The sequence below is a fragment of the Paenibacillus terrae genome (genome assembly GCF_005217525.1).
GTDB lineage: Bacteria > Bacillota > Bacilli > Paenibacillales > Paenibacillaceae > Paenibacillus > Paenibacillus terrae_C.
The window spans coordinates 576645-602066 of record NZ_PNXQ01000005.1 but is presented as its reverse complement, the minus strand read 5'-3'; the positions used below and the strand labels follow the sequence as shown (position 1 = coordinate 602066).

Genomic DNA, 25422 nt, shown 5'->3' with positions numbered 1-25422 from the left:
TTCAAAGACCCAACGATGCCAGCCTTGCGGATTCGTACTGAACTTGTCATAAAGATGTATCCGCGTCTGCAGGCGGTTCGCCGTCCGATACTGTTCTCCCCAATTTTGACCACTCTGCACGGTTCGAATAACATCCACCAAATGGTTCCAATTAGACCCATTGACCGACATTTCCATGGCATCTCGTATTGCGTGGACTACGTGCTCCGTATGAGCGATTTTCCTCTGTAGAACATCGAGCTGTGCTTGCAACGAATGTCTGATCTCCCCTATGGATAGCGACTCTGCATCTAAGATGTCCTTTATTTCTTGCAGTGATAGCCCTAAGTACTTCAACGTTTGGATCTTCTGCAATTTTTCCAGGTCCTTCATGTTGTACGATCTTATGGATCCAGTGAGATGATCTTCTGGAATTAGAAGCCCAATCTGATCGTAATATCGCAATGTCCTGACCGTTATTCCTGTACGCTTGGCAAGCTGCCCTGTCGTCAGATAGTTCTCTTTGTTCATCCTTTCCTCACATCCAATCGATCGCTCCAGCATGTCATTCTCAGTAAGTATAGCAGGTGACGTAACGTCACCTTCAAGCTAAATTTATGGATAAGAAATTTGAGGTTACAAATAGTGCTCATATCGCGGAATTGGCTCAATTTAATTCGTTAGGGGCTGGTTGAGCTGCTTCTATAAGGAGGAAGGCCATCTCGCAAAGGAGGGCCTTTTTTTCAGCACTTTGCCGATATAGGCAATACCGAGAACCGTATCACAACGAGTGGGAAAGCGACAACTTCTCATACAAATTTATTAATGTGGGTATATAATATAAACAGGAGATGCTAAGAGGATATTAACGCTAATGAATGAATCTATAAGATGAAAGGAAAGCCAAATGAGGAGAATATTGTTCAAATATTTGACTAAATTTACGTCACTTAACGAAGAAGAACAACAGGCGATTGTTGACAATATACTTGTTGAAGAATATAAAAAAGGAACAGTTCTCCTTAGACAAGGAGATGTTCCAGCTCAATGCTATTTCGTGTTGAAGGGTTGTGTAAGGCAGTATTTGGTTGATGAAACGGGAAAAGAGATCACGTCCAATTTTTACACAGAAGAGCAAGCCATTTCGATGTTTAATCATCATAAAATAGAGAAGTCATCCGAGTACACTATTACGTGTCTTGAAGACTGCGTATTGGTCGTTGGCAACCTGGATACCAAAAAAGACATGTATAACCAGTACACTCAACTGGAATCGATGACACGCAGAATGATAGAGGAAAACTTTGGTCAGGTACAAGATGAGTTCGCTTCATTTATCGCTTCTACACCTGAAGAGCGCTTCAAAGCACTATTACTGAATCGACCTGGTTTAATCGATCGTGTACCTCAACACCAACTTGCGAGTTATCTCGGCATTACTCCAGAGTCACTCAGCAGAATCAAGAAGCGGATTCATCAAGATAATAACTAGGCAAGCGTCAAGCCTGTATAGAAGCTTTCCCTCCTCTGAACAGCAACCATAATCCAAAGCCCAATTCTCCTGCAACCATCGGCACGGTAAATATAAGTTTAAGCATCGTAAGGATCCCATCGTAATGTGGGAGAATCGTATTAGATAGGTGAATGACAATATAGCCAATGGAAGCAATTAATACTAAGATGCTGATGACTTTAGGTATGCTGTTTGACTGGAAAGCCAAGTAGCCCACAATCAGTAGATGCCCGCCAAAAATAATTAAACCAATAGACCAGATCGGATCAAATGCTTCCAAATACAGCATCACTTGTGCTTGAAGTTGATTGGTTTCAAATAATAATGAGTAGTCTGTACTGCTTGAGAGAACTGACACCAATATTAAATTCAGTATGGCAATTCCCAATATAGTCGTATAGACCAGACGGAGCCATGCACCAAGTAATGAAAGATTTGTATGAATCGGCTTCAAAAAGATATAGAAAGCCCAGGCGACCACGATGTCACAGATCAGGATGATGACCCAACCCAAGATTTCTGCTTTGAAAAGCATATGTTGTGACATGATGTTATGAAATGTGGCACCGGCATCTCCTTGCACTACAAGGCTTTCATGGACAAAGCCATACGAAAAAAATGCAGCAAGTGTCATAATGACAAGCGAGGTGCCAGCAGTTAAAGCAATTTTTCGCTGGTCTGTTAGTTCTTTTCCTGAGGTAGCCATCATATAACCCCCTATTTTTCTGAATTGATTTCATTATAATAGGCGGGTTATACCGATTCATTGACTTAAATCAAGGGCAGGTATATTCTCAGTAGAAGTTTTGCAGGTCTAGATGGCTTAATCCCTATTCATCATAGGTCATTTTTAGCCGATAAATCGTTAAGCTGAGCCATATCATAAGTAACTTTTTTTCTTCTTTATGCTATATATACTATCTCTCTTGTTCAGGAGGTTCTACGTGAAAGTCCTATTAGTTGATGACGAACCGTTAGCGTTGGTCGGGCTTCAAAAAATACTTGAAAGTGAAATAAGTGATATAGAGATTGTGGCTGCGTTCTCAAATCCAAAAGAGGTTATTACAGGTGTATTAGAACATCGGCCCGATGTAGTATTCCTGGACATACATATGCCCGAGATCGACGGTTTAAAACTTGGTATGCAGATACAGGCAGTCGTTCCAGGCATCGAGATTGTTTTTGTGACCGGTTACAATCAGTATGCAGTGCGTGCTTTTGAACTTTATGCCCTGGACTATATTATGAAGCCAGTAAAAAGGGAGCGTTTACGAAATACTGTTATACGGATAAAAGAGAAACTGGACATGAAAGTCTTGACGAAACGGCCGGATACGGACTCGCCTTTGATCTGCTGTTTCAATCGGATTCAGTTCAAACCGAACGGTATGGAGTTTCAAAGTGTTAAATGGAGGACAAGCAAGGCGCAAGAATTGTTCGCCTATTTGCTCCATCATCGGGACCGGATGGTTAACCGTAGTGTGTTGCTTGAATTGTTATGGCCGGATGTTGAGGAGGCAAAGGCAGCACAGAATCTCTATACGGCCATTTATTATATTCGTCAAACCTTAAAAAAATATAGTATGGAAACGGTATCCATTCACGCCGGAGATTTAGAAGCTGGATACCAGCTTGAAATTGGAGAAGCGCGTGTAAATATTAATATATGGGAATATGAGATGAAGCAATTGGGCGTCATGGGTGAGCGTACCGTCGACGCTTATGAGCGCGTGCTTGGGATGTACACGGGTGATTACCTTGGAGATTATGGGTACTTGTGGGCGGAACATGAACGGGAGCGCTTGCGATTACTATGGCTGTACCAGATGAATAAACTAAGCGAGTTTTACCAGCAGCAAGGATCGTTGGACAAAGCCATCCAAGTGAACCTACGCATTCAACGAATATGTCCAGACGAGGAAGAATGCTATTTTTCTTTGATGAAGCTCTATCACGCGGCTGGCAATCCTGTCGACGTAGAAGAACAATATTTGATCCTGAAAGAGAGAATAGAACGCGAGTTAGAACTGCCGATTAGCGCCGACATTACCCGTTGGTATGAGCAGTGGAAGTCGCAGGATACCGCCTCGTCGTTCGTAGTATAAATAAATGAATAAATCCGGCTTTTGTCGAACTGTCACGGTATGAATAGACTAATTCCATCCAGAACCTCTTGTCGTAACATCATTTTCATCCTTCTCATTGAAGTCATAGATAACGGCATTGGCATTTCCAATACGAACCGACGATTGATCCAACTGTATGGCCAAGGACTGTCGATCGACAGCAAACCCGGCGAGGGAACGACAGTGTCCTTTGTCATTCCGATGAAGTAGACGGAGTTCTTGGCGGCAGATTGAGGTTGCCGCTGCATGCGAAAGGCTGCTCTTGAGGAAGACTGAAACTATTCAGTCGTTCTCTTGTGAGCAGCCTTTTTTGTCGTTTCAGCGTTGTCTAGAAGCTGGAATACTGGAGCCTCTGTCGGACTTGGCCGATGGCACTTATACCGTTGAAGGAACAGCCGAGAAAGACGGCAAGGCCAGCATGGTAAGCAAAGAACTTACGATAGATACAACGAACAATTCCATGTTAACCGGATTGCAGTTCAACGGCTGGAACGGAAATTCCGTCGGATTGTCTCCAGTCTTTAATACGACGCTCCAAGTCGTCAATGGTTGTTTTTTTAGTCCAATGGCCTTGTATAATCAAAATCCTGCCTTGTTATGAAGAAAAGTGGACCCAATCTTTCCCTTGGGTGGCACCCATCTTTTTAAAGAAAATTTGAGCGCGTTTATTCTCAGTAGAAGTGATCCAGGTCATACGCGCATATCCATGATTTTGTGAATATTTTTGGCATTCTAAAAAAAGCTGAAATTCCACTTCTGTATCTCTAAATGGTTCCATTACAAAAAGGTCGTTCATAACTGTAATTTTGTCTGCTTTCATCGTGCTAAATGTAAAGAATAATGTAGCAAATCCGACTAGCTTTCCATCTTGTTCTGCCACAAATTGTATACCATTTTGCTGTTCAAAAAGGGTTTGGATCAAATTATGAATTTTTTCGACAGGTGGCCTAGGGTTTTGATAAAAACCAACGATGTATTCATACATTAACTCGGTCAAACTGTTTAAATCATCAGGCTCAGCGTTTCTTACTACAAATGACATTAGATGTGCTCCCTTTTATTAGTTTTGAATTATTATACGTTATTAAGCATGAATATGCAAAAAAAGATCAGTGAGTTACGATGACAGACATGTGCGAATGACCTAATAGTGGTTACCCTTCGTATAATTTGAATCATTCCGAATTATTTAAGCAGTGTAAGTGTCACCTCTATCGTATTATTAATAAATGATCGCTCTGGACGAGACTTCATCATTACAGTTAGTCCAATTAACGATACGATTAGCGTCTGTGATACAGCCTTCGCATCTAGCCCGATCTCAAGTTCACCTGATTGTATACCTCGTTCTATGGTTTCTTGAAATATGACCGATAGGTACATTTGATGTTCCCTAGTAAGAATTTCAAATTTCTCATCATGAGGCGCAAGTTCGACCATTGTATTAATGCAAAAGCATCCCTTTCTAGGGTCTCCTGTATATTCCTCATCGACCACACCTTCAAAAAAAGTGCGAAATGCTTCTTTTACAGATGGGTTGCTTTGAAGTTTGGTTCGGACCAGAGAAGCACGGGACATCATGTATTTGCGTAGCGCGACTTCGAACAATTCTTTTTTGCCCCCAAAAGCTGAGTATATACTGGGGCGTTGAATTTCCATTCTGGAAGTTAGATCACTTAATGAGGTAGCCTCATATCCCTTCTCCCAAAATAGTTGCATAGCTGCATCTAATGCTTTTTCTTCGTCAAATTCGCGGGTTCGTCCCATAATCAACACCTCTCCCATGTGTAATTGTCAGCAGTCTTTTTTTCGTACCAAATAGTATGTTATTATCTTATAATTAGTCGTTTATATTGTCAAATGCAGGTTGGTTTATCCTAACAAGGGAATTTGATTTATTGACATTAATCGTTTCTATGAGTTATATTACTGAGAAAATTATCTTACCGATCAGTATGTTATTTTTTTAAGATGCTTAAAACCAACGGAGATAGGAGGGGTAGCATCAATCTGAGCTACACATCAGCCTGCTTGAAAAGAACCGGAATAATAGTTTGAAGCTGCTGACAGAGAAAGCTATTAGTATAGGAGAGATGGATCATGGAAATAGGTATTACTTCGTTTGTAGAAACGAAACCGGATGTTCAGACAGGTGAAGTGATGAGCCACGCACAGCGATTGCGTGAAGTTGTCGAGGAAATTATCCTTGCTGATCAAGTGGGACTTGATGTGTTTGGCGTAGGTGAGCATCACCGGAAGGATTATTCGGCATCTTCACCAGCAATTGTGCTGTCTGCGGCTGCATCGCAGACGAAACGGATTCGGCTGACCAGTGCAGTGACGGTGCTTTCTTCAGTTGATCCGGTGCGCGTTTTTCAGGATTTTGCCACGCTGGACGGCATTTCAAATGGACGTGCGGAGATTATGGCGGGCCGGGGTTCCTTTATTGAATCTTTTCCACTGTTTGGCTATGACTTGGACGACTACGATGAGCTGTTTGAAGAACATTTGGCATTGCTCCTTAAAATACGGGAGTCCGAAAAAGTAACCTGGAAGGGCAGGCATCGGCCAGCGATTAACAATTTGGGCGTGTATCCACGGCCTGTTCAGGATCCTTTACCGATATGGGTTGGCAGTGGGGGCAGACAGGATTCTGCTATCCGAGCAGGTCTGTTAGGACTGCCATTGATGCTGGCGATCATCGGTGGGAAACCGACGGATTTTGCACCGCTTGTGCAGCTTTATAAGAAAGCAGCGGCGCACGCTGGTCATGATGAATCGCAGCTTAAGGTTGGATCGCACTCGATAGGATTTGTTGGAGAGAATACTGAGCGAGCTGCCGATACATTTTTCCCTTCTACCATGGCAGGTATGAATAGATTGGGTAAGGAGCGGGGCTGGGCACATTATGATCGTTCTAGCTACGACGCCGCGCGCAGTTTTGAAGGTGCACTGTATGTTGGCGATCCCGAGACTGTTGCCCAGAAGATCATTCATCTTCGCAAACATGTAGGCGTTACACGCTTTATGTTGTATGTTCCGTTAAGCACGATGCCGCATGCCGAGGTGATGAGAGCCATTGAGCTGCTAGGTACAGAGGTAGCACCCCGAGTTCGGGAAGAAATAGCTAAGTGGGAAGCCGAGACAGAAAAAAGATCATAATTCAATTATAGGAGTGATTCGAATGAATTCTGAAAGTCGGGTATTGCCAGAATTAAGGCCGGTATTAGCACAATTCCCTGGTTTTCAACTAGAGGAAAATTTAGAACTGAGCAGAAGCTATTTGTCGGGTCCTCCCATTGAGAAGTCGGAGCACGTACATACGACAAGCCGGATGATTCCAAGCGTAGCAGGCGAAATATTGGTCAAAGTCTACGAACCTGCCCAGCGCACTGACGCTAAGCTTCCGGCCATGCTGTGGATTCACGGGGGAGGTTATGTGATGGGGCATCCTGATATGGACGACGCTTTGTGCGAACGCTTCGTGCAGGCGGCTAAATGCGTCGTCGTATCGGTCGATTATCGACTTGCTCCGGAGCACCCCTACCCAGCTGCCATCGATGACTGTTATGCCAGCTTGACGTGGATGACGGGCGAAGCTGAGCTGCTGGGCATCGACTTGGATCGAATCGCGATTGCCGGTGCAAGCGGGGGCGGCGGTCTGACCGCAGCGCTTGCTTTAATGGTTCGCGACAAAGGCGGGCCAGCCCTCGTCTTCCAAATGCCGCTGTATCCGATGATCGACGACCGCAATATTACGGCGTCAAGCCATGAAATTACGGCTGATAATACAACATGGAACCGGACGAACAATTTGGCGGCCTGGAACATGTACTTGGGAGATCGTACCGAAGATAGCGAGGTGTCTCCACACGCGGTCCCGTCGAGAGCGGAAAGCCTGGCGGGGCTACCGCCGACCTATACGTGCGTAGGCCAGCTTGATCTGTTCCGAGATGAGACGATCGAATATGTGGCACGCCTTGCTCAAGCGGGTATAGACGTCGAATTTCATCTGTATCCTGGCACATTCCACAGCTTTGAAGGGATGGTTCCGCAAGCGGAAGTAAGCCAACGCGCCAGCCAAAGTTATGTGGATGCCATTGCAAGAGCGCTTAATCCTTAAATAATCCAGGGGGCTGTCTCAAAAGGTCTGAAGGATTTTTCAAATTCCTCAGTTATCAAAGATGGTAGGAAATAAAAGGCACCTTTTCCGTATAAAATTAATACAATGGAGCATGAAGCATGACATTCGCCCAGAAAGGTGTGTGATTATGGACGGAACGATCCTTAATTTCTATGCCAGCGGCAATACGGCTGAAGGATTTGCTAACCTGTATAATTCGTCACTTCAAGGATTAACACGTGTGTTTGTCTTACAAGGAGGCCCTGGTACGGGGAAATCAAGGCTTATTCGAGAAATTGGAGAGCATATGGCACAGCAAGGCTATGAGATATGGATTCTTCATTGCGCAGCGGATAACGATGCGTTGGACGGAGTAATTATCCCCAAGTTAAAAGCAGGAATCGTGGATGGAACGGCACCACATGTCATTGAGCCCGAACTGCCTGAGACAGTTATCGTACACGTGGATGTAGAGCAGGCAGCCGATAGGCTCCAGTTGAATCTGCAGAAGCAAGAAATAGACAGCTTGACTGAACAGATCACGCAAGCACATAACCAAGCCTATTCCGGCTTTGCCGAAGCACTCCGTATTCACGACGAATGGGAAACCATATATATAGCCAGCATGAATTTTCAATTAGCTGATAAACTGACCCAGGAGTATATTGAACTTCTCTATGGTGATCGGAAACTAGAGAGAGTAAGTCGGGTAGACCGTCGTTTTCTAGGTGCGACTACGCCGCAGGGGGCTGTTGATTACGTCCCTAATCTGACTGCGGGCTTAAAGAGGTATCTGGTTAAAGGCCGCGCCGGATCCGGTAAATCTACTCTGTTAAAGAAATTAGCGAATGAAGGAATACAACGTGGCTTTGATATCGAAATCTACCATTGTGGCTTCGATCCGAACAGTCTCGATATGATTATCGTGCGAGAGCTTGGGTTTGCTATTTTCGACAGCACGGCACCGCATGAGTATGAGCCCGTCCACGCCACCGATGAAATTGTCGATATGTATTCGCGTTGTATACAGCCCGGCACAGATGAAGCACATTCGGATGCTATTGCTGACATTAAAGAGCGATACTCTAAAGCCATGAAGCAATCCATACAGCATCTGACGCAAGCTAAGTCCTTACGGGATGAGCTAAAGAAAATCTATGCGGCGACGATGGATGCCCACCTTGTAGATCAGATAAGATCCCGGATAGAACAGGAAATTAGGGGATAGCTGGTAGCCATGAGCAGGCACAACTGACCATCATAATTAAAATGGCTGGAGGAAAGGTGCGTCTATAGCGCCTTTCTCCTAGACCCTCTTTTATACCGTGTAACCTCTACTTATTCCCCTTGCGTACCTTTAACAGTTTACCTTTTACGGTCGTATTCTTCATAATCTCTAGCACAAGTGGACCCTTGCCATTCAAAATCTCAACATCGGTTACATGATCAAGAATCGTAATGATCCCGATATCGTCTGCGGTTACCCCGTCAAGCTTAGCGATGGTTCCCACAAAGTCTACGGCTCTAAGTTTCTTCTTCTTGCCGCCATTGAAGTTAAGCTTCATAATCTGTTGGTTTAATTGCTCGCGCTTGTCTTTTTTAAGTACAGTTCTGACATGCAGCTTCTGCTCAAAATCTTCTCTACGGCGATCTACAGCCTCTTCTGAGGGAGCCTTTACTTTCGGAATTGCGAATCCAATGTATGCTTCAATATCGGCTAATCGTCTGTCATCCTTAGGCGTAACCAGGGTAATGGCTTTCCCCGTCTTGCCTGCACGTCCCGTACGTCCTGTACGATGAACATAGCTTTCCTTCTCAAGAGGAATATCATAGTTCATGACATGGGTGATATTCGTGATATCAATACCTCTAGCAGCTACATCAGTCGCAATCAAGTAACGAAATTGTCCCCTTCTGAACGCATTCATCACCTCGAAACGCTCCTCCTGCTCCATCCCCCCATGAATACGATCACACGGATACTCCAGATCAGCCAAGGCTCTGAATAGCTTATCTACATTCTCCTGCGTACGGCAGAAAATAATGCAGCTCTCAGGATTCTCTACAATAAGCAAATTTTGAAGTAATACCAGCTTGTCCGCCTCAGCCACCTGAATCAAGGAGTGTTCAATGGTAGCTGTCGTTATACCGGTCGCTTTTATTTCAATTTCAACAGGATTGTTCATATATTTACGTGACAGTCTGGCTACATCCTCAGGAAAAGTAGCGGAGAATAACATCGTAACCCTGTCACTAGGCAGGGCCTGAATGATCGACTGAACTTGCTCGATAAAGCCCATATTCAGCATTTCATCAGCCTCATCAATCACGAGATAGGCCATTCGATCTAACGATAGCGTGCCTCGTTCAATATGGTCTAGTACACGTCCTGGCGTACCTACAGCCATATGTGTTCTTTGCTTTAACTCGGCCTTTTGAATATGAAAAGGATGTTTCCCATAAAGGGGCGTTGCTTTTATCCGCTTAAAGCGTCCAATATTCGTGATGTCTTCGGTGACCTGTAACGCGAGTTCACGGGTTGGCGTCAGGATTAAAGCTTGGGGCTTATTTTCATTCCAATCTACTAGCTCACAGAGTGGAATGCCATATGATGCTGTTTTGCCGCTACCTGTTTGTGATTTGGCAACAAGATCCTTCTTCTCAAGCGCAACTGGAATGACTTTCGTCTGAACTTCTGTTGGCGTCTCATAGCCTAGACTATCCAGCGCTCTCACAATTTCTTCACTTAATGGATAATCTGAAAAATGCTTCTGACTCATGTTCAACCTCTTCTTCGCTGTATTTGGAATACCTATACATATAGAATGTCATCGTGTATCTAACTTATACCTATATAGTATACTCTATATCCAGATTCACTCTAATACATATCGAATATTCCCAATCTTGCCGTTACAGGCAGTAGTGATCGTATTCCAAGCGAAGATATACGGGAGGGTTTTGAAAGCATGACAATGGCATAGATTTGGAAAGGGAGTTCACCTGAGGATTAAAGCTACAGCCACGGTTGCAAAGCATCAATCGGCCTCCTCTAAAGGGAGCACGGACGTTACTTTGTTTGCGTTAAGCGGCCCTATTTGTCCTTCCTACGAGCCTAAAAAACGGTAGATATCGCGAATCATCGATAGGCGCGACGATGCCCGCAGAATGGCTGCCTCTGTCAAATTAGTTCCAGAAACTGCATTACCAGTGAGTGACGTAGGAAGAACCAGCAACATACATGAGGGTTTATTTGGGTTTAACCGAGAAGCTAGTCACATTTGGGTTTAATCCAGCATAAGTAGTTACTCTATTTTTCCATACAAAGCTGTATTGCTCAACCAGGTCACGTGCAGTTAATGGTTTTCTACCAGTCAATTTTTCAACTGTATCGGCTTGAATCGCCATCAAACCATCTCTGATACTCGCTTCGTTAGTTACCATGTCGTTACTGCACCATGGTACAGGTGATTTCGAATAATCGCCATGCGAATCACGAGGTATATGAATGGAGTCCAGATATTGATAGAACGCATCATTGTCAAGCGTGATATATTCAAAGTCAATACCGGCTGCTGCGGAGATCATATCGCAAATTTCATGCTGGCTAATTAATTCTCCGCTGACTACATCATAGTCTTTGTTATGCTCGCCCTTACCTAATAACAAAGCAGTAGCTACACGTCCGCTATCGTCTTTTGCAATAAAAGTTGCTTTTCCTTCGCCTGCAGCCGTATACCATTTGTTGTCACTCAAAAAAGCCAGCATAACGGAATTGGTGAAGTAGTTTTCCATATAGAGATTGTTTCTCATGATGTTGTAATCTACTCCAGTCTCCCGAAGATATGCTTCGGTTTCTGTGTGGTCCGGTAACACAAATTGATAATATCCTTCGCGGTTAGCGCCCAAGAATGAAGTGTACGTAATGTGTTTCACACCAGCAGCAATAGCAGCATCAATTACATTTTTATGTTGCTGAACGCGTTCTGGTCCAATGACCACACCAGATACGAAGTAGATTCGATCACCGCCTTTGAAGGCTTCAATCATTTGCTCTTTGTTATTGTAGTCAGCTTCTCTGATGGTAACGCCTTGTTCCTCCCAAGCTAGTATCGTTTCTTTAGCTATACGACTCACATTAGGAGATGTGAAAATCAGTTGATCCCCTGGAACTTCATTCAGCATGTTCGCTGCTACTCTTCCGCCTAGTTGTCCATCTGCTCCCGTAACAATATAACGCATATGATTTCCTCCTAAAATTCAGATTAAAGGGTTGGTATGATCGGCAACAACTAGGAACCGCCAATTGTTGTTTTTTTCACATACTTCCTTGAACAAACTATATCAGCTTTTGGGACGGAGCTGATATCGAAATATGTTATCATTAATAGATGATTTCTATAAATGTAGGAGGGGCATCAGAATGCATATTAAGCAACTCGAGTGTTTCGTTCAGCTAGCTGAAACTCTGAGTTTTACAAGAACGGCGCAACTTTTATATATCACTCAACCTACCGTTACACATCAGATTAACATGCTGGAAATGGAACTTGGATTAAAATTATTTATTAGAACAAAGAGAAGTGTAGAACTTTCTCCAGCTGGCGTTTCCTTCTATAAAGATATAAAGGATATTCTTACAAGAACAAATATTGCAATAGCAAAGGCAAAGAATTACTCTCGTATATTTGAATCTAATTTATCAATTGGGTATGAGGGAAACTTGGAAGTGAAATACCTTCCCAAAATATTAAGTATTTACAAAGAGAAGTTGCCATATGTTCACCTTTACTTAAAAATGGCTGATTATAAAGAGAATAGAAATCTATTTACCAATTATAAATTGGATTTGATTTTTGCTTCCAAGGAAAGTGTTGAAGACTTATTAGACGTTGGCTACATAGAACTTTTTGTGGGAAGATTTGTGTGTGTTGTACCTAAAGATCATCCATTATCTTGCAAATCTATGGTTTCGGTAGCTGATCTGCGGAACCAAGCCCTTATTCTACTAGATCCCTTAAAATGCCCAACCGAAATGGCACGGGTTCAAAACGATATCCAGATGCAATGTTCTGATTCCATCGTTTATTTTAGTGATAATGCTCTCATTAGTGATGCAATGATCAAGGGGGGGATGGGTATAGCGGTGATGCCGAATTTTGTATGCTCAGAAGATTCCGAGCTTTCCGTCATTCCTTTGGATGTGAAAGATTTGGTTTCTTATGGAATTGCATGGCATAAAAATAATGAACGGAATGAAATACAAGGGTTCGTTAACGCTGCAAAGCAAATCTATAAAATGTTTATACAATAGAAGGATGATTATAGAGAACGATACCAAAGAATTACCGTGATACATCTGGGATATTTAAGGATTATGCCAAGCTAGATTTAATTGAAACGATGTATAGCAAAGGATCGCAGATGTTTGGCTGTCCCGCAATGATGTAAAGTTTCTTGGATTAAATCTTTATTTTCATAGGTAGTAAAAAATAACCACCGATTATTATAATTGGAAATGTAAGCGTTTTACAATTGTGAAAAGTATCAAACCTAAAACGTGTGAGGAGGAGATTATATGTTGAGAGTTAAAGTAGGCAAGTTGGTAAGCTGTTTGGCGTTGACGGGTGTATTGTTATCATCTGTTCTGGTGAATCAGGCTGATGCTGGTCTGGCGAAAGGAAACAAATTCCTCGGGAATGTCATTGCCGGCAGTGTCCCTCCTAGTTACGGAACGTACTGGAATCAGGTGACGCCGGAGAATTCAACCAAGTGGGGCTCGGTTGAAGGCAATCGTAACAATATGAACTGGTCGCAGGCAGATACCGCCTACAACTATTCCCGTAATAATGGGTTTCCGTTCAAGTTTCACACCTTGGTATGGGGCGCCCAGGAGCCAGGATGGATTAGTGGACTGTCGGCAGCTGATCAGAAGGCTGAAGTAACCCAGTGGATTAAAGCTGCCGGTCAGCGCTATTCGAATTCGGAGTTTGTAGATGTGGTGAATGAGCCACTGCATCAGAAACCGTCCTTCCGCAATGCCATTGGTGGTGACGGATCGACCGGATGGGATTGGGTAATATGGTCGTTCCAACAGGCTAGACAAGCTTTTCCAAATTCTAAGCTTCTTATAAATGAATATGGAATTATCGGCGATCCCTCATTAACCGATCAATATGTCAATATTATTAATCAGCTCAAGAGTAGAGGCTTAATTGACGGAATTGGCATACAATGCCACCAGTTCAATATGGATACCGTCTCAGTCAACACAATGAACACTGTACTGAACAAGCTAGCGGCAACAGGATTGCCAATCTATGTGTCGGAGCTGGATATCACGGGCGACGACAACACCCAGCTTGCCAGATACAAGGAGAAATTCCCGGTATTATGGCAGCATCCTTCGGTGAAGGGCGTTACGCTCTGGGGATACATTCAGGGGCAAACCTGGATATCGAATACACATCTGCTGAACTCGAACGGCTCGGAACGTCCCGCGCTCCAATGGCTGAGACAATATCTGGGCAGCTAGTGCCAATGGTGATGTCGACAGCGCGGAGAATTGTATCATGAGTAATAGTAAAGAGAAGCAATATGTAGCCTTGGCTGAAACTACCTGCGAAAAAGCTTGTTATAGAAGCGATACCCTGTAATTTGAACCCCTGAAGAACGATTAATTCCTGCCAACCAAACAAGCGGAACACCCGTAACAACGATGGGCGTTCCGCTTGTTTTATTTATAGTCACTCATGTGGTTCATTAAGTGTAAGGAACATTACGTCTCGTTCCGCGCATGAAAATAAAGCGTTTACAAAATATATGGCTTGGAGTATTATTGTTGTAGGACAAGTTAAGGATTACTAATACTTGTGTTGTATGACAAATTTATTGAGTTATAACGGATACAAGGGACCGTTAAGAATTGAAAGTGCTCGCACAATTCTAGTGGATAATGATTGGGAGGGGAATGCAATGAAAGCAGGAATGTATGTTGGTGAGAAATTGGTTCAATTGGCAACTGTGGAGAAACCCATTTTAAAAGATGATGAAGTGTTGATCAAGGTTGCTTATGCCGGAATTTGCGGAACGGACATGATGATCTATGCCGGGAAACATCCCCGTGCTAAAGCACCGCTTGTTATGGGGCATGAGTTTTGCGGAACAGTTGAATCGGTTGCAAATATAGATGAATTTCAACCGGGGGACCGGGTAACAGTTGAGCCTTATTTGACTTGCGGTAAATGCGCAGCTTGCCGAGCGGGACAAAGTCATGTGTGCGCAACATTAAGATGCATCGGTATCGACAGGGACGGGGGATTTGCAGAATATGTTGCGGTTCCTAGTCATCGCCTTCACCGGCTGCCTGACAACGTTACGGATGAAGAGGCGGCATTAACAGAACCGCTTGCAGTAGCAGTTCATACCGTGCATCGCTCCGATCTGAAGGTCGGAGACAGTGTGGCTATTCTTGGCGCAGGACCGATCGGACTGCTTATCGGATTAGTAGCCAAGCAAGCGGGTGCAAGTGAGATTTTTATCTCAGACATCAGTCCTCAACGCCTGCAGATCGCCAAGCAACTTGGATTTACGGCGATCAATGCCAAAGAAGCCGATATTAAGGAAGCGGTTCTTGCTTACACAAAAGGTGTCGGCGCAGATGTTGTATTTGAAGTGGCAGGCACTCAAATTACTGCCAAGCAAATGTTAGAATGCATCAAATTCCAGGGTAAAGTTGTCGTTGTAAGTGTTTACAAGCAGCCTCCAGCTGTTGATTTGGCTGCGATGCACTTCAGAGAATTATCTTTGACGACAACTAGGTGCGCGAGCGCGAACGATTTTGCAACAGCCATTCAATTGATGGAGAGAAAGATTATTGATGTTCGTCCTTTAATCTCTCATAGATTGCCATTGGAGCAGATCAAGCAAGGATTTGACCTTATGGACAATACTGAGATTTCATTAAAAGTATTATTTCACCCCTAATTAAGGAGGAACCGTCATGTTACTGAGCTTGAAAGGTAAAGTAGCTGCTATTACCGGAGGCACTCGCGGGATTGGCCGCTCGATCGCTCTGGGTATGGCAGAATCTGGAGCAGACATTGCTTTGCTTCAGCGTTCTCCAGAGCATGATTCCGTCCAACGGGAGATCGAAAAGTTTGGTGTCAGATGTATAATTATTCCTTGTGATATAAGTAATTCACAACAAGTTAAAGAAGCGATTCCGCAAGTAGTGGAGAAATTGGGACATATCGATATTTTGGTAAATAATGCAGGTATACAACGGCGTTCTCCGGCTGTGGATTTCTCCGAGGAAGACTGGGATGATGTGCTTCAAGCCAATTTAAAAGCAGTATGGCTGCTTTGCCAACAAGCAGGCAAATATATGGTTGCCCAAAAAAGTGGGAAAATCATTAATATTGCTTCGCTTGTATCATATCAGGGGGGGATTTTTGTTCCTGCATATGCCTCGGCGAAAGGAGCAGTAGCGCAGTTGACCAAAGCGCTGGCAAATGAATGGTCATCACAAGGCGTCAACGTGAATGCCATCGTTCCGGGTTATATTGCCACAGATATGAATGAGGCGCTAATCAAAGATCCTGTTCGGAGCAGACAAATTTTAGAACGAATTCCAGCGGGAAGATGGGGAAATCCTGATGATTTCAAAGGACCGGCCGTATTTTTGGCTTCCGATGCAGCGCAATATATACATGGGCACTTGCTTGCTGTTGACGGAGGTTGGCTAGGGCGATAACCGGTTGTTACCGACTGTGGTGAAGATGAGTTCGTTTACGTAAACCAAATCATGTTGTATAATGATAGCTGCTTGTATGACAGGTTTGGAGTGAATAAGGATGAGTATTAAGTCAATCCAAAAAAATAATATTGTAAACAGTGTGTTTGAGCAAATGAATGAGCATATCCGCAGCGGTTATTGGGAAGTAGGCAGCAAGATTCCCTCGGAAATCCAGCTTTGTGAGATGTTCCAGGTAAGCAGGGTAAGCGTTAGAAGTGCCATTCAAAAGCTGAGAGACATGGGTATTGTTACTACTCACCAAGGTAGAGGCACATTTGTAGCGGAAGTACCGAATGAATTCACCTTTTTTGATTCGGGACCTATTATGCGGCTAAGCGAGAAGCAATTTTTAGATATGATGGATTTCCGTCTAACCGTCGAATTAAAATGCTTGGAATTAGCTGCGCAGCATGCTTCGGATGAGGATTTTCAAAGCCTGGAAAATATCTTGAATACAATGATCAATAACAAAAACAATTATAAAAAATATACGGAAGCCGATTTTGAATTTCATCTCGCGATCGCCAAAGCATCGAAAAATGATGTTTTCTATAGTGTAACCAAAGGAATCAAAGAGCTTTATTATTTCTATTTAGAGGAATTAAATCGGGTTTTTGGCGTTACGTTAGAAAGTATCGAGGTGCATATTAACATTTTCAGAGCGCTACAAAATAGAAACAGCGATGCGGCACAGGAAATAATAAAAGAGTCGATGAAAGAAAACGTAGTAAAAATGAAGCAGCATTTGAGTTCTAATAAATAAAATGGTTATCAGAATGGCTATTTTTATTTTCGAAAAACATGTAGGACAACTAACAACAAACTGGTTTACAGATAAAGGAAGGGATTTTAAGATGAGCCATATTATAATTGAAGACGTAAAAGTAATTTTAACCGCCCCTGGCGGAATCGATCTGGTCGTCGTGAAAATCGAAACGAATCAAAAAGGATTATATGGGCTTGGTTGCGCGACATTTACCCAACGGATCTTTGCAGTCAAATCGGCTATTGAGGACTATATAAAACCTTTCTTAATTGGTAAAGATCCATCAAGAATAGAGGATCTTTGGCATAGCGCGAGTGTAAGCGGTTACTGGAGAAATGGTCCCATTATGAACAACGCCCTGTCGGGTATGGATATGGCTCTATGGGATCTTAAGGGAAAAATTGCGGGTATGCCGGTTTATGATTTGCTAGGCGGCAAATGTCGTGACGGAATTGCCTTGTATCGCCATGTCGATGGCAGCACTGAAGTCGAAGTGGAGCAAAACGCCAGGAAACTAATGGATGAGGGTTATCAGTATCTTCGTGTCCAGATGGGAATGTATGGCGGCAGCGGTACGGAGGACACGCGCTTGATTGCCAGCGTTATTTCACGCGCTACGAATATTAAATCAAAGCATTCTCCGGAGAACACACAGACTGGTGTCTATTTCGATCCTGAAGCTTACGCTAAAAGCATAGAGCATTTATTTGCGCACCTGCGTGCGACTCTTGGTTACAATGTCGAATTGATTCACGATATCCACGAAAGAGTTGCACCTATTGAAGCTGTTCGATTAGCTAAGAAGCTGGAACCTTACCATTTGTTCTTTTTGGAGGACCCTACTTCTCCTGAGGATTTGGATTGGATCGGAATGATCCGGCAGCAGACTAGCACTCCTATCGCCATGGGAGAGCTGTTTACGAACGTGAACGAATGGAAATCGCTAATCGCTAATCGCCATATTGACTTTATTCGTGCACATGTGAGCGCGATCGGTGGGATAACTCCAGCCAAGAAACTGGCAATATTCGGCGAGTTTTATGGGGTTAGAACGGCTTGGCATGGACCGGGTGATATATCGCCTGTCGGAGTCGCGGCTAATTTGCATCTGTCAGTGAGCACTCCGAATTTCGGCATTCAGGAGTGGACACCGCTTAACGAGCAACTGCAAGCTGTGTTCCCAGGCTGCCCGACAGTTAAAAATGGGTACGCGTATGTGAATGATCGTCCTGGGCTTGGAATCGACATTATAGAGGAAGAAGCCGCAAAGTATCCTTGTCAGGGCACAATTCCAATATGGACGCTGGCTCGAACTCCGGACGGTACATCAGCAAAGCCATGAGGTATTTTTATAAGATTGTAGATACTAATAAAAAGGGGCGCTAACCATGAGTATCAAAAACAAACCTACAAAAGTACGCTTCTTTGTTTTGGCTCTTCTCTTTATAGCCGTAGCGATTAATTACATGGATCGGGCCAACTTATCGGTAGCTGGCTCAACCATCCAAAATGAGTTTGGATTAAGCTCTACTGAACTCGGATTTTTGTTTTCTGCTTTCACCTGGGCGTATGCCGCCGCCCAGGTTCCTGTCGGTTGGCTTCTGGATCGAATCGGAGCTCGAATGCTTTATGGCTGGGCAATTATATTATGGAGTACATTCACTTTTATAATGGCTTTCAGTTCACACAATGTTTTTGCTAGCACTGGAGCATCATTTGCTATGCTGTTCATTTGTAGACTGCTGATCGGACTTACGGAAGCACCCACTTATCCAAGCAACACGAAAATCGTTACGTCCTGGTTCCCCAATAAGGAACGTGCGAGGGCCGTAAGTATATATTCATCAGCGCAATATATCGGACTTGCACTGTTTACTCCTTTATTAGCTATGATTATTGCGGAATACAATTGGGAAGCGGTATTTTATGCGACGGGTGCGGCTGGCATTATTTTCGGGATATTGTGGCTCTTTCTTTACAGGGACCCTCAACAAAGTAAACGCGCAAATCAGGAAGAATTGGATTATATAAGAATGAACGGTGGATTTGATAATCAAATCTCTAATCACGGGCAAAAAACGACATGGAGCGAAGTATTCTTTGTCATTAAACAACGTAAGGTTTGGGGTATTTTTATTGCTCAATTCGCGGCTTCCTCTACCTTATACTTCTTTTTAACCTGGTTTATGGTCTATCTTGAAAAAGGCTTGCATTTGCCCATCAGTAAAGCTGGGTTCGCAGCCGTACTTCCTTATATGATGGCTATGGCTGGTGTTTTATTTGGCGGATTTTTGAGCGATTTCTTATTAAAAAAGGGGAAAACCCTCACTTTTGCTCGGAAGCTTCCGATGGTTACCGGTATGATTTTGACCAGTATTCTGGCCCTTGCCAACTTTTTCGAAGATCAACCGATTATTGCCGTTACTATTCTTTCTGTTGCGTTTTTTGCAAACGCTTACTCCAATATGGGGTGGATATGTCTTGGAGATGTTCTACCGAAAAAAATGGTCGGTACGGTAGGTGGGGTGCTTAATTTATGCGGTAACTTGTCAGGAATTATTAGCCCGATTGTTATTGGTGCTTTAATTCAAAAAACAGGAGGATACCACGGGGCTATGTTATATACTGCGGCGGTAGCTATTATTGGGGGCATTGCCTTCCTGCTCATCGTTGATAAACTGGAACCGATTGATTTGAGCAAAATGGAGAAAAAGGCAGAAATCTAGATCAAGTAAAAGGGAAACAACGCTTGTTTATTTCATCTTGGATATTGGCGCTGCCTCCGGTGTCTTCAGTATTCCTTTTGCGAAGGGGCAAATGTTACCGCCGTTGAGCCTTCAGGACCGTTGGCAGCCTTAATGGAAGAGAGTATTAAGCCATCGATAAAGGGAAACGTTAAAATAGTGCAGGAACCATTTGAGGAGTTGTCTATTGAGGCGAACGGATGGAAAAGCAAATTCGATCTGGTCTTTGCATCCATGTGTCCAGCCATTTCTGTTACATCAGTATATATGGCTATTCTTTTCAAACCCTGATTACTACTCTATATTAGATTTCACCATTAGTCAAAGAAGCGCATCCATTCTATTAAAACATAGGTTTTACGAATATAAAGGCGGCAAGTATTTAATATGAGGATGTAATTTTTTTCAGAAGTCCAGATTCCTGAAGGAGGAATTTGGACTTTTTTTATGTGCAAATGCACAATCAATTTCGTCCGTTCTTCAATATTTTTCATCCTCCGCAGTCGATATAATGAAAGCGTATCAAAAATTGCCCGAGGGGTTAGGCAGATGGAAGGGTTGACGATCAGTTGGATAGGAGCTCTGGCAGGGCTGGCTATTGCGATTATTCTGATATTAAGAAAGCTGGATCCGGTTTACGCTTTGTTTTTGGGAGCCATTGTAGGTGCTTTACTGGGCGGAGCCAATCTGGAGCAGACCATTAGTGTATTGATTAGCGGTACGCAAAGTGTGATGGGGACGGTCATTCGTGTGCTCGCCGCAGGTGTATTGGCAGGTGTGATGATGGAGTCCGGGGCGGCAGAGACGATTGCACAAGCCATTGTGAAGAAGTTTGGCGGTATTAAAGCAATTCTTGCGTTGGCTTTGGCAACGATGATTATTACGGCGGTAGGCGTATTTATTCCCGTCGCAGTGCTAATCGTGGCACCTATTGCATTGTCGGTCGGGAACAAAATGGGGATTTCCAAGCTGGCGCTTCTGCTGGCCTTATCCGGAGGCGGAAAGGCGGGGAACATCATCTCTCCAAATCCCAATACGATTGCGGCGGCACGTGGATTTAATCTGGATTTAAGTCATGTTATGCTGGCAGGTGTGGTTCCTGCGATATGTGGTTTAATCGTGACCGTCCTGGTGGCGTCTATGTTGAAAACCAAAGGTGTAAAGGTATCCGACCAGGATACGATGGACAGTGATGTCGATACTTCGAAGTACCCGGCGATGGGACGGGCAATTGTAGCTCCGTTGGTAGCTGTTATTTTGCTGATGATTAATCCGATTGGTTCCATCTCCGGTATTGAAGCGCTGTCGAGTTTCAAGGTGGACGCGATGTACATTTTGCCGATTGCCGGGATTGTGGGTATGCTGGCAATGGGGCAAGGACGCAATATTTTAAAATATTCGGCCTCTGGTTTGAATAAAATGACGGCGACCGTGCTGATTTTGATCGGTGCAGGCGGGATTGCGGGTCTGATCTCTGCGTCCAACTTGTCTACTCAGGTGGTTGGCTTGATTGAAGCCTCAGGAGTTTCCGGCACATTTTTGGCACCGCTTGCAGGTATTCTGATGGCGGCTGCCACGGCGTCGACCTCAACGGGAGTTATTTTGGCGACAGGCTCGTTTGGGGAAGCGATTCTGAATATGGGGACGGCCCCGTTGGCCGCAGCTGTGATGGTGCATACAGGGGCTACGGTCATCGACTCCTTGCCACAAGGCAACTATTTTCACGTCACGGCAGACAGCATGAAAATGAGTATTAAACAACGGATGGGACTCATCCCTTATGAAGCTATTGTGGGTGGAACGATGACGATTGTGGCGACATTGATATATGGATTTTTACTTTAATTTGTATAATGGGGTGAGAAGATGAGAGTGAAGACATTTGTGCTGGCGCCGGATTCCTTTAAAGAAAGTATGACTGCCAAAGAAGTGTGTATCGCGATGGAAAAAGGACTGCGTAAGGTCTATCCGGCCGCAAATTATGTCCACGTTCCGATGGCGGACGGCGGTGAAGGAACGGTACAGTCACTGGTGGATGCAACAGGCGGGCAGCTTCGTTATATCGAGGTGACCGGACCGCTTGGAGAACCTGTAACTGCTGCATACGGCTTGCTGGGAGACGGCACCACTGCGGCAATTGAGATGGCATCCGCCAGCGGAATCCATCTGGTCAACAAGAATAACAAAAACCCGCTAAAGACAACAACTTACGGTACGGGTGAGTTAATCCGTGAGTGTCTGAATCAGGGGATCCGAAAGATTATTATAGGTATTGGTGGAAGCGCGACGAATGATGGCGGTACAGGAATGGCTGAAGCGCTGGGCGCCAGATTTCTTGATGCAAAAGGGAATATTCTCCCTCGCGGCGGCGGCAGTCTGGGAGAACTGGCCCGTATAGATGTTTCATCACTGGATGAACGCTTGCAGCAGGTGCAATTGATTGTAGCCTGCGATGTGACGAATCCGTTGTGTGGAGCGCATGGGGCATCTCATGTATTCGGTCCGCAAAAAGGGGCAACACCGGAGATGGCGCAGCAATTGGATGCCAATCTTGCTCATTACGCGGATGTGGTGAAGCGGCAGCTGAGCAAGGATGTGCGCGATCTTCCTGGCGCGGGAGCAGCGGGTGGATTGGGTGCGGGACTGTTGATTTTTACTCAGGCGGTACTGCAAAAAGGCATTGAAATTGTGATCGAATACACCGGATTAAAGCAGAAGCTGGCGAAGGCGGACATCGTTTTTACGGGGGAAGGTGGTATCGATTTTCAGACCAAATTCGGGAAAACTCCGTATGGGGTAGCTCAGGCTGCCAAACAATCCGGCAAAAAGGTCATTGCGGTCGCTGGCTTTATCGGAGAAGGGATCGACACGCTGTACCAGGAAGGAATAGATGCGGTGTTCGGCATTGTGCCGGGAGCATCGGAGCTGGATAAACTGCTGCTCGAAGGGCCGCAAAATGTAGAGCGTACGTGCGAGAATATTGCAAGGGTGCTTCAATTCGCCGAGTAACGGCGAGGGGGATATGCGTTAATCGCAGAATGATCCGGCATGATACAGCAGTTCATTGGGCAGAAATGGGCTATGAATTGTCCAGAGCCTATTGGGGCCAAGGGTTAATGTCAGGGGTACTTGCAGCTGTAATCGACTATGGGTTTAATACCCTTTCATTGAACCGCATTCAGGCGCTAGTAGAGCCAGAGAATGCACAATCCTTGCGTTTGCTTGAAAAAGCAGGCTTTCGGCAAGAAGGGCTCCTCTCCCAATATGAATTTACGTCCGGGAAATATGATGATCTTTACATGTGCGCCTTAGTCAAATCAGAGTATATCAATCGTTCTCAGAAATGATAGATGTAGGTGGATCAAACGGGGGAGTATGGATAGGAAGAAGGTTGGTCATTGTACAACATGATCAACCTTCTTTTTAATTTAAATGTGGTGAAACAACCATTATCGTTGAAGCGGCATACACATTTCATATTGCTCAATGGGGTCTTTCGAGAGACCTATTTTTTGGATAAAGCCTTCAAGAGAGTCATTGTCGGACAGACAAATGTATACCTTCTCAACCTTTTGGATCTTTGCTGCTCTATGAAGGAGGGCGCATCCTAGTCCTTGGTTACGATGCTCAGGATCGACCCAAAGAAAGTTGACTTTACCCTGCGGACTCATGGCCACCATGCCGAGGCAGGCTTGATTCACATCGTAGATACCGAGAAAAGCCTCCTGTGTACTGGCGGCGTAATAAGGTGTATCGCTTTGCCAATGGATGTGAAAATCGGTGAGTGTTTTACGAAAAGCCTCAACTTCTTCAAAGGTAATTCCCTTAATTGTGTACAAAGTTGAGAGGGCATCGGGTGGTGCGGAAGGCAGGGTGCCGTTGTAGTATTTCAACGTATAACGCGTCTGGTAGCCATGTTTTTCATATAATTTGACGGCCCGATGATTATCCTTGATGACTTCAAGCCATAGTTGCTGGCAGTCCGCCAATATAGCTGATTGTTTATGCAGTTCAAGCAACTTGTTGCTAATCCCCTGACCACGGTAAGCCGGAGTGATGCACAGCGTACCGCAACGCATGGTCTTGTACCCGTCAAACTGCCGGATACCGCCGAGGACCAAGCCGATTGGTTGATCCTGATCCATGGCAAGGAAAGAGTGATTCCGTGTATTACCCTCTGGACCAAAAAAACGTGCCGCGAAATCGTCCTGATCCGTGGTCAGGCGAATAGAATAATCTGAGAACCCAAGCGAAAATGCTTGAAAAATATGTTCCATGCTGACGTCATTGCATCTCATATAGGTGATCACCGTTATTCCCCCTAGGAATTCATACTATATTTGGATTATAGGCAATTAAGGGGGCTCCATCAATCTCCCACTGAAAATGAAAATAACCCCTTAAAAAAGGGGATTGGTGCTGGCTGTTTCATACCCGATGCCTTTGTTGGCCCCAGTAATAAGAACTGTTTCCCCAATGGTCATGAGCGATTCCTCTTTTCATTATTCTTGAATTTGGCGGCCACCATGCTTTAAATGTACTACTTGGAGTATACTTAAAGTCAACACAAAACCAGCAAAAATATAGCCCGAAATGCCCTGGACATTCTTTATTTTGGAAGATGGGAGAATGGAATGAATAAAAGGCAAATGGAAATTTTACGCATGTTGTTAACTGAACCGGACCGGTTGTGGTTAGCGCAGGATCTGGCGGATCTGACCAACTGCTCTGAAAAGACGATCCGCAACGATCTGAAAGTAATTGAAGATTATATCGTCAAGCATTCTGATGCCAATCTGGTGAGAAGGCCGGGACGCGGCATTTATCTGGAGATGGGTGAAGCGGATCAGAATGAATTGTTGCATCGATTGTATGCGGATGAGAGTACGGCCCGACATGAGTCGGATGAGGAAAGGGTGCTGCATCTCGCCTATCGGCTCTTGATGAATGCCAAGCCTGTGACCATTCAGGATCTAGCTTCACAGTATTATGTGAACAAGACGGTGATCCGTAGAGATATGGGGAAGATTGATGGCTGGCTGCACAGCTTTGACCTGGCCTTGATTACCAAGCAGCGCGTAGGTTTGGCCATTCAAGGCTCTGAGAAAAATAAGCGAATCGCTTTGGCGCGAATGAACCAGCTGATTGACAGTCCTGAGTTAACAGGACAGATGATGCGCAAACAGTTTGAATCGCACGAGATTACAACCATAAATCATGAATTAAAAGCATTTCAAAAACGCCATGAGCTCAGCTTTACTGACGAAGCTTTCGAAGCTCTAATGCTGCATATCCTCTTAATGGTCAAACGAACCAAGATGAGACAACCCATTTCCCTCTCCAAGCAGGACATTGCCTTCTTACAGGAGAGACG

At 44.3% G+C, this 25422-nt stretch carries 24 protein-coding genes and 1 pseudogene; 18 read left to right on the top strand and 7 right to left on the bottom strand.

The window, feature by feature from the left end:
- Nucleotides 1-510: MerR family transcriptional regulator (locus tag C1I60_RS25295; RefSeq protein ID WP_252361592.1), on the bottom strand; the 510-nt coding region annotated here is incomplete at its 3' end.
- A 376-nt stretch (nucleotides 511-886) separates the two neighbouring features.
- Here C1I60_RS25295 and C1I60_RS05935 point away from each other — a divergent pair.
- Nucleotides 887-1471: a Crp/Fnr family transcriptional regulator gene (locus C1I60_RS05935; protein ID WP_137060900.1), complete on the top strand. Its 585-nt coding sequence runs from the start codon at nucleotides 887-889 to the stop codon at nucleotides 1469-1471.
- Nucleotides 1472-1478: 7 nt separating this feature from the next.
- On the opposite strand, the gene C1I60_RS05930 is transcribed toward C1I60_RS05935, so the two are convergent.
- Nucleotides 1479-2198: a DUF4386 domain-containing protein gene (locus C1I60_RS05930; protein ID WP_137060899.1), complete on the bottom strand. Its 720-nt coding sequence runs from the start codon at nucleotides 2196-2198 to the stop codon at nucleotides 1479-1481.
- A 238-nt stretch (nucleotides 2199-2436) separates the two neighbouring features.
- On the opposite strand from C1I60_RS05930, the gene C1I60_RS05925 reads away from it, so the two are divergent.
- The 3 genes and pseudogenes from C1I60_RS05925 (at nucleotide 2437) to C1I60_RS05915 (ending at nucleotide 4219) form a co-directional block, all read left to right on the top strand.
- The gene (locus tag C1I60_RS05925) at nucleotides 2437-3597 is read left to right on the top strand and encodes a response regulator (RefSeq protein ID WP_137060898.1); all 1161 of its coding nucleotides are present in this window, start codon (nucleotides 2437-2439) and stop codon (nucleotides 3595-3597) included.
- Between the two features lie 114 nt (nucleotides 3598-3711).
- Nucleotides 3712-3828 (top strand): annotated as a pseudogene (locus tag C1I60_RS26405) (sensor histidine kinase); the annotation flags it as partial.
- A 52-nt stretch (nucleotides 3829-3880) separates the two neighbouring features.
- On the top strand, nucleotides 3881-4219 hold the full coding sequence (locus C1I60_RS05915) for a hypothetical protein (protein WP_137060896.1): 339 nt from the start codon (nucleotides 3881-3883) through the stop codon (nucleotides 4217-4219).
- On the opposite strand, the gene C1I60_RS05910 is transcribed toward C1I60_RS05915, so the two are convergent.
- Together C1I60_RS05910 and C1I60_RS05905 are read right to left on the bottom strand one after the other, a co-directional pair.
- The gene (locus tag C1I60_RS05910; RefSeq protein WP_137060895.1) at nucleotides 4214-4660 is read right to left on the bottom strand and encodes a GNAT family N-acetyltransferase; all 447 of its coding nucleotides are present in this window, start codon (nucleotides 4658-4660) and stop codon (nucleotides 4214-4216) included. The genes C1I60_RS05915 and C1I60_RS05910 overlap by 6 nt on opposite strands.
- Nucleotides 4661-4803: 143 nt before the next feature.
- Nucleotides 4804-5385 carry a TetR/AcrR family transcriptional regulator gene (locus C1I60_RS05905; RefSeq protein WP_137061016.1) on the bottom strand — a complete coding sequence of 194 codons (582 nt, stop codon included), beginning with the start codon at nucleotides 5383-5385 and terminating at the stop codon, nucleotides 4804-4806.
- A 333-nt stretch (nucleotides 5386-5718) separates the two neighbouring features.
- Here C1I60_RS05905 and C1I60_RS05900 point away from each other — a divergent pair, with 333 nt between their 5' ends.
- The 3 genes from C1I60_RS05900 to C1I60_RS05890 all read left to right on the top strand — a co-directional run bounded on the left by C1I60_RS05900 (nucleotide 5719) and on the right by C1I60_RS05890 (nucleotide 8969).
- Entirely contained in the window at nucleotides 5719-6780 is a 1062-nt protein-coding gene (locus tag C1I60_RS05900; RefSeq protein WP_137060894.1) for an LLM class flavin-dependent oxidoreductase, read from the top strand.
- Between the two features lie 22 nt (nucleotides 6781-6802).
- Entirely contained in the window at nucleotides 6803-7741 is a 939-nt protein-coding gene (locus tag C1I60_RS05895) for an alpha/beta hydrolase (RefSeq protein WP_137060893.1), read from the top strand.
- Nucleotides 7742-7889: 148 nt separating this feature from the next.
- Nucleotides 7890-8969: a PRK06851 family protein gene (locus C1I60_RS05890; protein WP_137060892.1), complete on the top strand. Its 1080-nt coding sequence runs from the start codon at nucleotides 7890-7892 to the stop codon at nucleotides 8967-8969.
- A gap of 106 nt (nucleotides 8970-9075) precedes the next feature.
- On the opposite strand, the gene C1I60_RS05885 is transcribed toward C1I60_RS05890, so the two are convergent.
- A complete protein-coding gene (locus tag C1I60_RS05885; protein ID WP_137060891.1) occupies nucleotides 9076-10521 on the bottom strand; it encodes a DEAD/DEAH box helicase in 1446 nt (481 codons plus the stop codon).
- A 469-nt stretch (nucleotides 10522-10990) separates the two neighbouring features.
- The gene (locus tag C1I60_RS05880) at nucleotides 10991-11983 is read right to left on the bottom strand and encodes an NmrA family NAD(P)-binding protein (protein ID WP_137060890.1); all 993 of its coding nucleotides are present in this window, start codon (nucleotides 11981-11983) and stop codon (nucleotides 10991-10993) included.
- 181 nt (nucleotides 11984-12164) lie between these two features.
- On the opposite strand from C1I60_RS05880, the gene C1I60_RS05875 reads away from it, so the two are divergent.
- From C1I60_RS05875 to C1I60_RS05830, 10 genes are all read left to right on the top strand, one after another.
- Nucleotides 12165-13055: a LysR family transcriptional regulator gene (locus tag C1I60_RS05875; protein ID WP_137060889.1), complete on the top strand. Its 891-nt coding sequence runs from the start codon at nucleotides 12165-12167 to the stop codon at nucleotides 13053-13055.
- Between the two features lie 264 nt (nucleotides 13056-13319).
- Nucleotides 13320-14276 carry an endo-1,4-beta-xylanase gene (locus tag C1I60_RS05870; protein WP_137060888.1) on the top strand — a complete coding sequence of 319 codons (957 nt, stop codon included), beginning with the start codon at nucleotides 13320-13322 and terminating at the stop codon, nucleotides 14274-14276.
- 440 nt (nucleotides 14277-14716) lie between these two features.
- Nucleotides 14717-15727 (top strand): zinc-dependent alcohol dehydrogenase, encoded by a 1011-nt coding sequence (locus tag C1I60_RS05865; RefSeq protein WP_137060887.1) that lies wholly within the window; start codon nucleotides 14717-14719, stop codon nucleotides 15725-15727.
- 16 nt (nucleotides 15728-15743) lie between these two features.
- Nucleotides 15744-16496 carry an SDR family oxidoreductase gene (locus C1I60_RS05860; protein ID WP_137060886.1) on the top strand — a complete coding sequence of 251 codons (753 nt, stop codon included), beginning with the start codon at nucleotides 15744-15746 and terminating at the stop codon, nucleotides 16494-16496.
- Nucleotides 16497-16596: 100 nt separating this feature from the next.
- Nucleotides 16597-17301 (top strand): FadR/GntR family transcriptional regulator, encoded by a 705-nt coding sequence (locus C1I60_RS05855; RefSeq protein WP_137060885.1) that lies wholly within the window; start codon nucleotides 16597-16599, stop codon nucleotides 17299-17301.
- A gap of 91 nt (nucleotides 17302-17392) precedes the next feature.
- On the top strand, nucleotides 17393-18646 hold the full coding sequence (locus C1I60_RS05850; RefSeq protein ID WP_137060884.1) for an enolase C-terminal domain-like protein: 1254 nt from the start codon (nucleotides 17393-17395) through the stop codon (nucleotides 18644-18646).
- Between the two features lie 46 nt (nucleotides 18647-18692).
- Nucleotides 18693-20030 (top strand): MFS transporter, encoded by a 1338-nt coding sequence (locus C1I60_RS05845; protein WP_137060883.1) that lies wholly within the window; start codon nucleotides 18693-18695, stop codon nucleotides 20028-20030.
- A 567-nt stretch (nucleotides 20031-20597) separates the two neighbouring features.
- Nucleotides 20598-21893, top strand: coding sequence for a GntP family permease (locus C1I60_RS05840; RefSeq protein WP_137060882.1), 1296 nt, complete (start codon nucleotides 20598-20600; stop codon nucleotides 21891-21893).
- Between the two features lie 21 nt (nucleotides 21894-21914).
- The gene (locus C1I60_RS05835) at nucleotides 21915-23057 is read left to right on the top strand and encodes a glycerate kinase family protein (RefSeq protein WP_137060881.1); all 1143 of its coding nucleotides are present in this window, start codon (nucleotides 21915-21917) and stop codon (nucleotides 23055-23057) included.
- Nucleotides 23058-23086: 29 nt separating this feature from the next.
- Nucleotides 23087-23395, top strand: a complete 309-nt coding sequence (locus C1I60_RS05830; RefSeq protein ID WP_252361591.1) for a GNAT family N-acetyltransferase — start codon at nucleotides 23087-23089, stop codon at nucleotides 23393-23395.
- A gap of 102 nt (nucleotides 23396-23497) precedes the next feature.
- Here C1I60_RS05830 and C1I60_RS05825 read toward each other — a convergent pair whose 3' ends face one another.
- On the bottom strand, nucleotides 23498-24358 hold the full coding sequence (locus C1I60_RS05825; protein WP_137060880.1) for a GNAT family N-acetyltransferase: 861 nt from the start codon (nucleotides 24356-24358) through the stop codon (nucleotides 23498-23500).
- A 324-nt stretch (nucleotides 24359-24682) separates the two neighbouring features.
- On the opposite strand from C1I60_RS05825, the gene C1I60_RS25290 reads away from it, so the two are divergent.
- On the top strand, nucleotides 24683-25422 hold a 740-nt coding region (locus tag C1I60_RS25290), incomplete at its 3' end, for a BglG family transcription antiterminator (RefSeq protein WP_252361590.1).

What these genes read in the sequence shown, in the direction of transcription:
- C1I60_RS05840 (WP_137060882.1), top strand. Translation starts at nt 20,598, where the DNA reads ATGGAAGGGTTGACGATCAGTTGGATAGGAGCTCTGGCAGGGCTGGCT.
- C1I60_RS05880 (WP_137060890.1), bottom strand. Translation starts at nt 11,983, where the DNA reads ATGCGTTATATTGTTACGGGAGCAGATGGACAACTAGGCGGAAGAGTA.
- C1I60_RS05900 (WP_137060894.1), top strand. Translation starts at nt 5,719, where the DNA reads ATGGAAATAGGTATTACTTCGTTTGTAGAAACGAAACCGGATGTTCAG.
- C1I60_RS05930 (WP_137060899.1), bottom strand. Translation starts at nt 2,198, where the DNA reads ATGGCTACCTCAGGAAAAGAACTAACAGACCAGCGAAAAATTGCTTTA.
- C1I60_RS05860 (WP_137060886.1), top strand. Translation starts at nt 15,744, where the DNA reads ATGTTACTGAGCTTGAAAGGTAAAGTAGCTGCTATTACCGGAGGCACT.
- C1I60_RS05850 (WP_137060884.1), top strand. Translation starts at nt 17,393, where the DNA reads ATGAGCCATATTATAATTGAAGACGTAAAAGTAATTTTAACCGCCCCT.
- C1I60_RS05855 (WP_137060885.1), top strand. Translation starts at nt 16,597, where the DNA reads ATGAGTATTAAGTCAATCCAAAAAAATAATATTGTAAACAGTGTGTTT.
- C1I60_RS05895 (WP_137060893.1), top strand. Translation starts at nt 6,803, where the DNA reads ATGAATTCTGAAAGTCGGGTATTGCCAGAATTAAGGCCGGTATTAGCA.
- C1I60_RS05830 (WP_252361591.1), top strand. Translation starts at nt 23,087, where the DNA reads ATGATCCGGCATGATACAGCAGTTCATTGGGCAGAAATGGGCTATGAA.
- C1I60_RS05890 (WP_137060892.1), top strand. Translation starts at nt 7,890, where the DNA reads ATGGACGGAACGATCCTTAATTTCTATGCCAGCGGCAATACGGCTGAA.
- C1I60_RS05845 (WP_137060883.1), top strand. Translation starts at nt 18,693, where the DNA reads ATGAGTATCAAAAACAAACCTACAAAAGTACGCTTCTTTGTTTTGGCT.
- C1I60_RS05910 (WP_137060895.1), bottom strand. Translation starts at nt 4,660, where the DNA reads ATGTCATTTGTAGTAAGAAACGCTGAGCCTGATGATTTAAACAGTTTG.
- C1I60_RS05935 (WP_137060900.1), top strand. Translation starts at nt 887, where the DNA reads ATGAGGAGAATATTGTTCAAATATTTGACTAAATTTACGTCACTTAAC.
- C1I60_RS05905 (WP_137061016.1), bottom strand. Translation starts at nt 5,385, where the DNA reads ATGGGACGAACCCGCGAATTTGACGAAGAAAAAGCATTAGATGCAGCT.
- C1I60_RS05865 (WP_137060887.1), top strand. Translation starts at nt 14,717, where the DNA reads ATGAAAGCAGGAATGTATGTTGGTGAGAAATTGGTTCAATTGGCAACT.
- C1I60_RS05875 (WP_137060889.1), top strand. Translation starts at nt 12,165, where the DNA reads ATGCATATTAAGCAACTCGAGTGTTTCGTTCAGCTAGCTGAAACTCTG.
- C1I60_RS05885 (WP_137060891.1), bottom strand. Translation starts at nt 10,521, where the DNA reads ATGAGTCAGAAGCATTTTTCAGATTATCCATTAAGTGAAGAAATTGTG.
- C1I60_RS05870 (WP_137060888.1), top strand. Translation starts at nt 13,320, where the DNA reads ATGTTGAGAGTTAAAGTAGGCAAGTTGGTAAGCTGTTTGGCGTTGACG.
- C1I60_RS05835 (WP_137060881.1), top strand. Translation starts at nt 21,915, where the DNA reads ATGAGAGTGAAGACATTTGTGCTGGCGCCGGATTCCTTTAAAGAAAGT.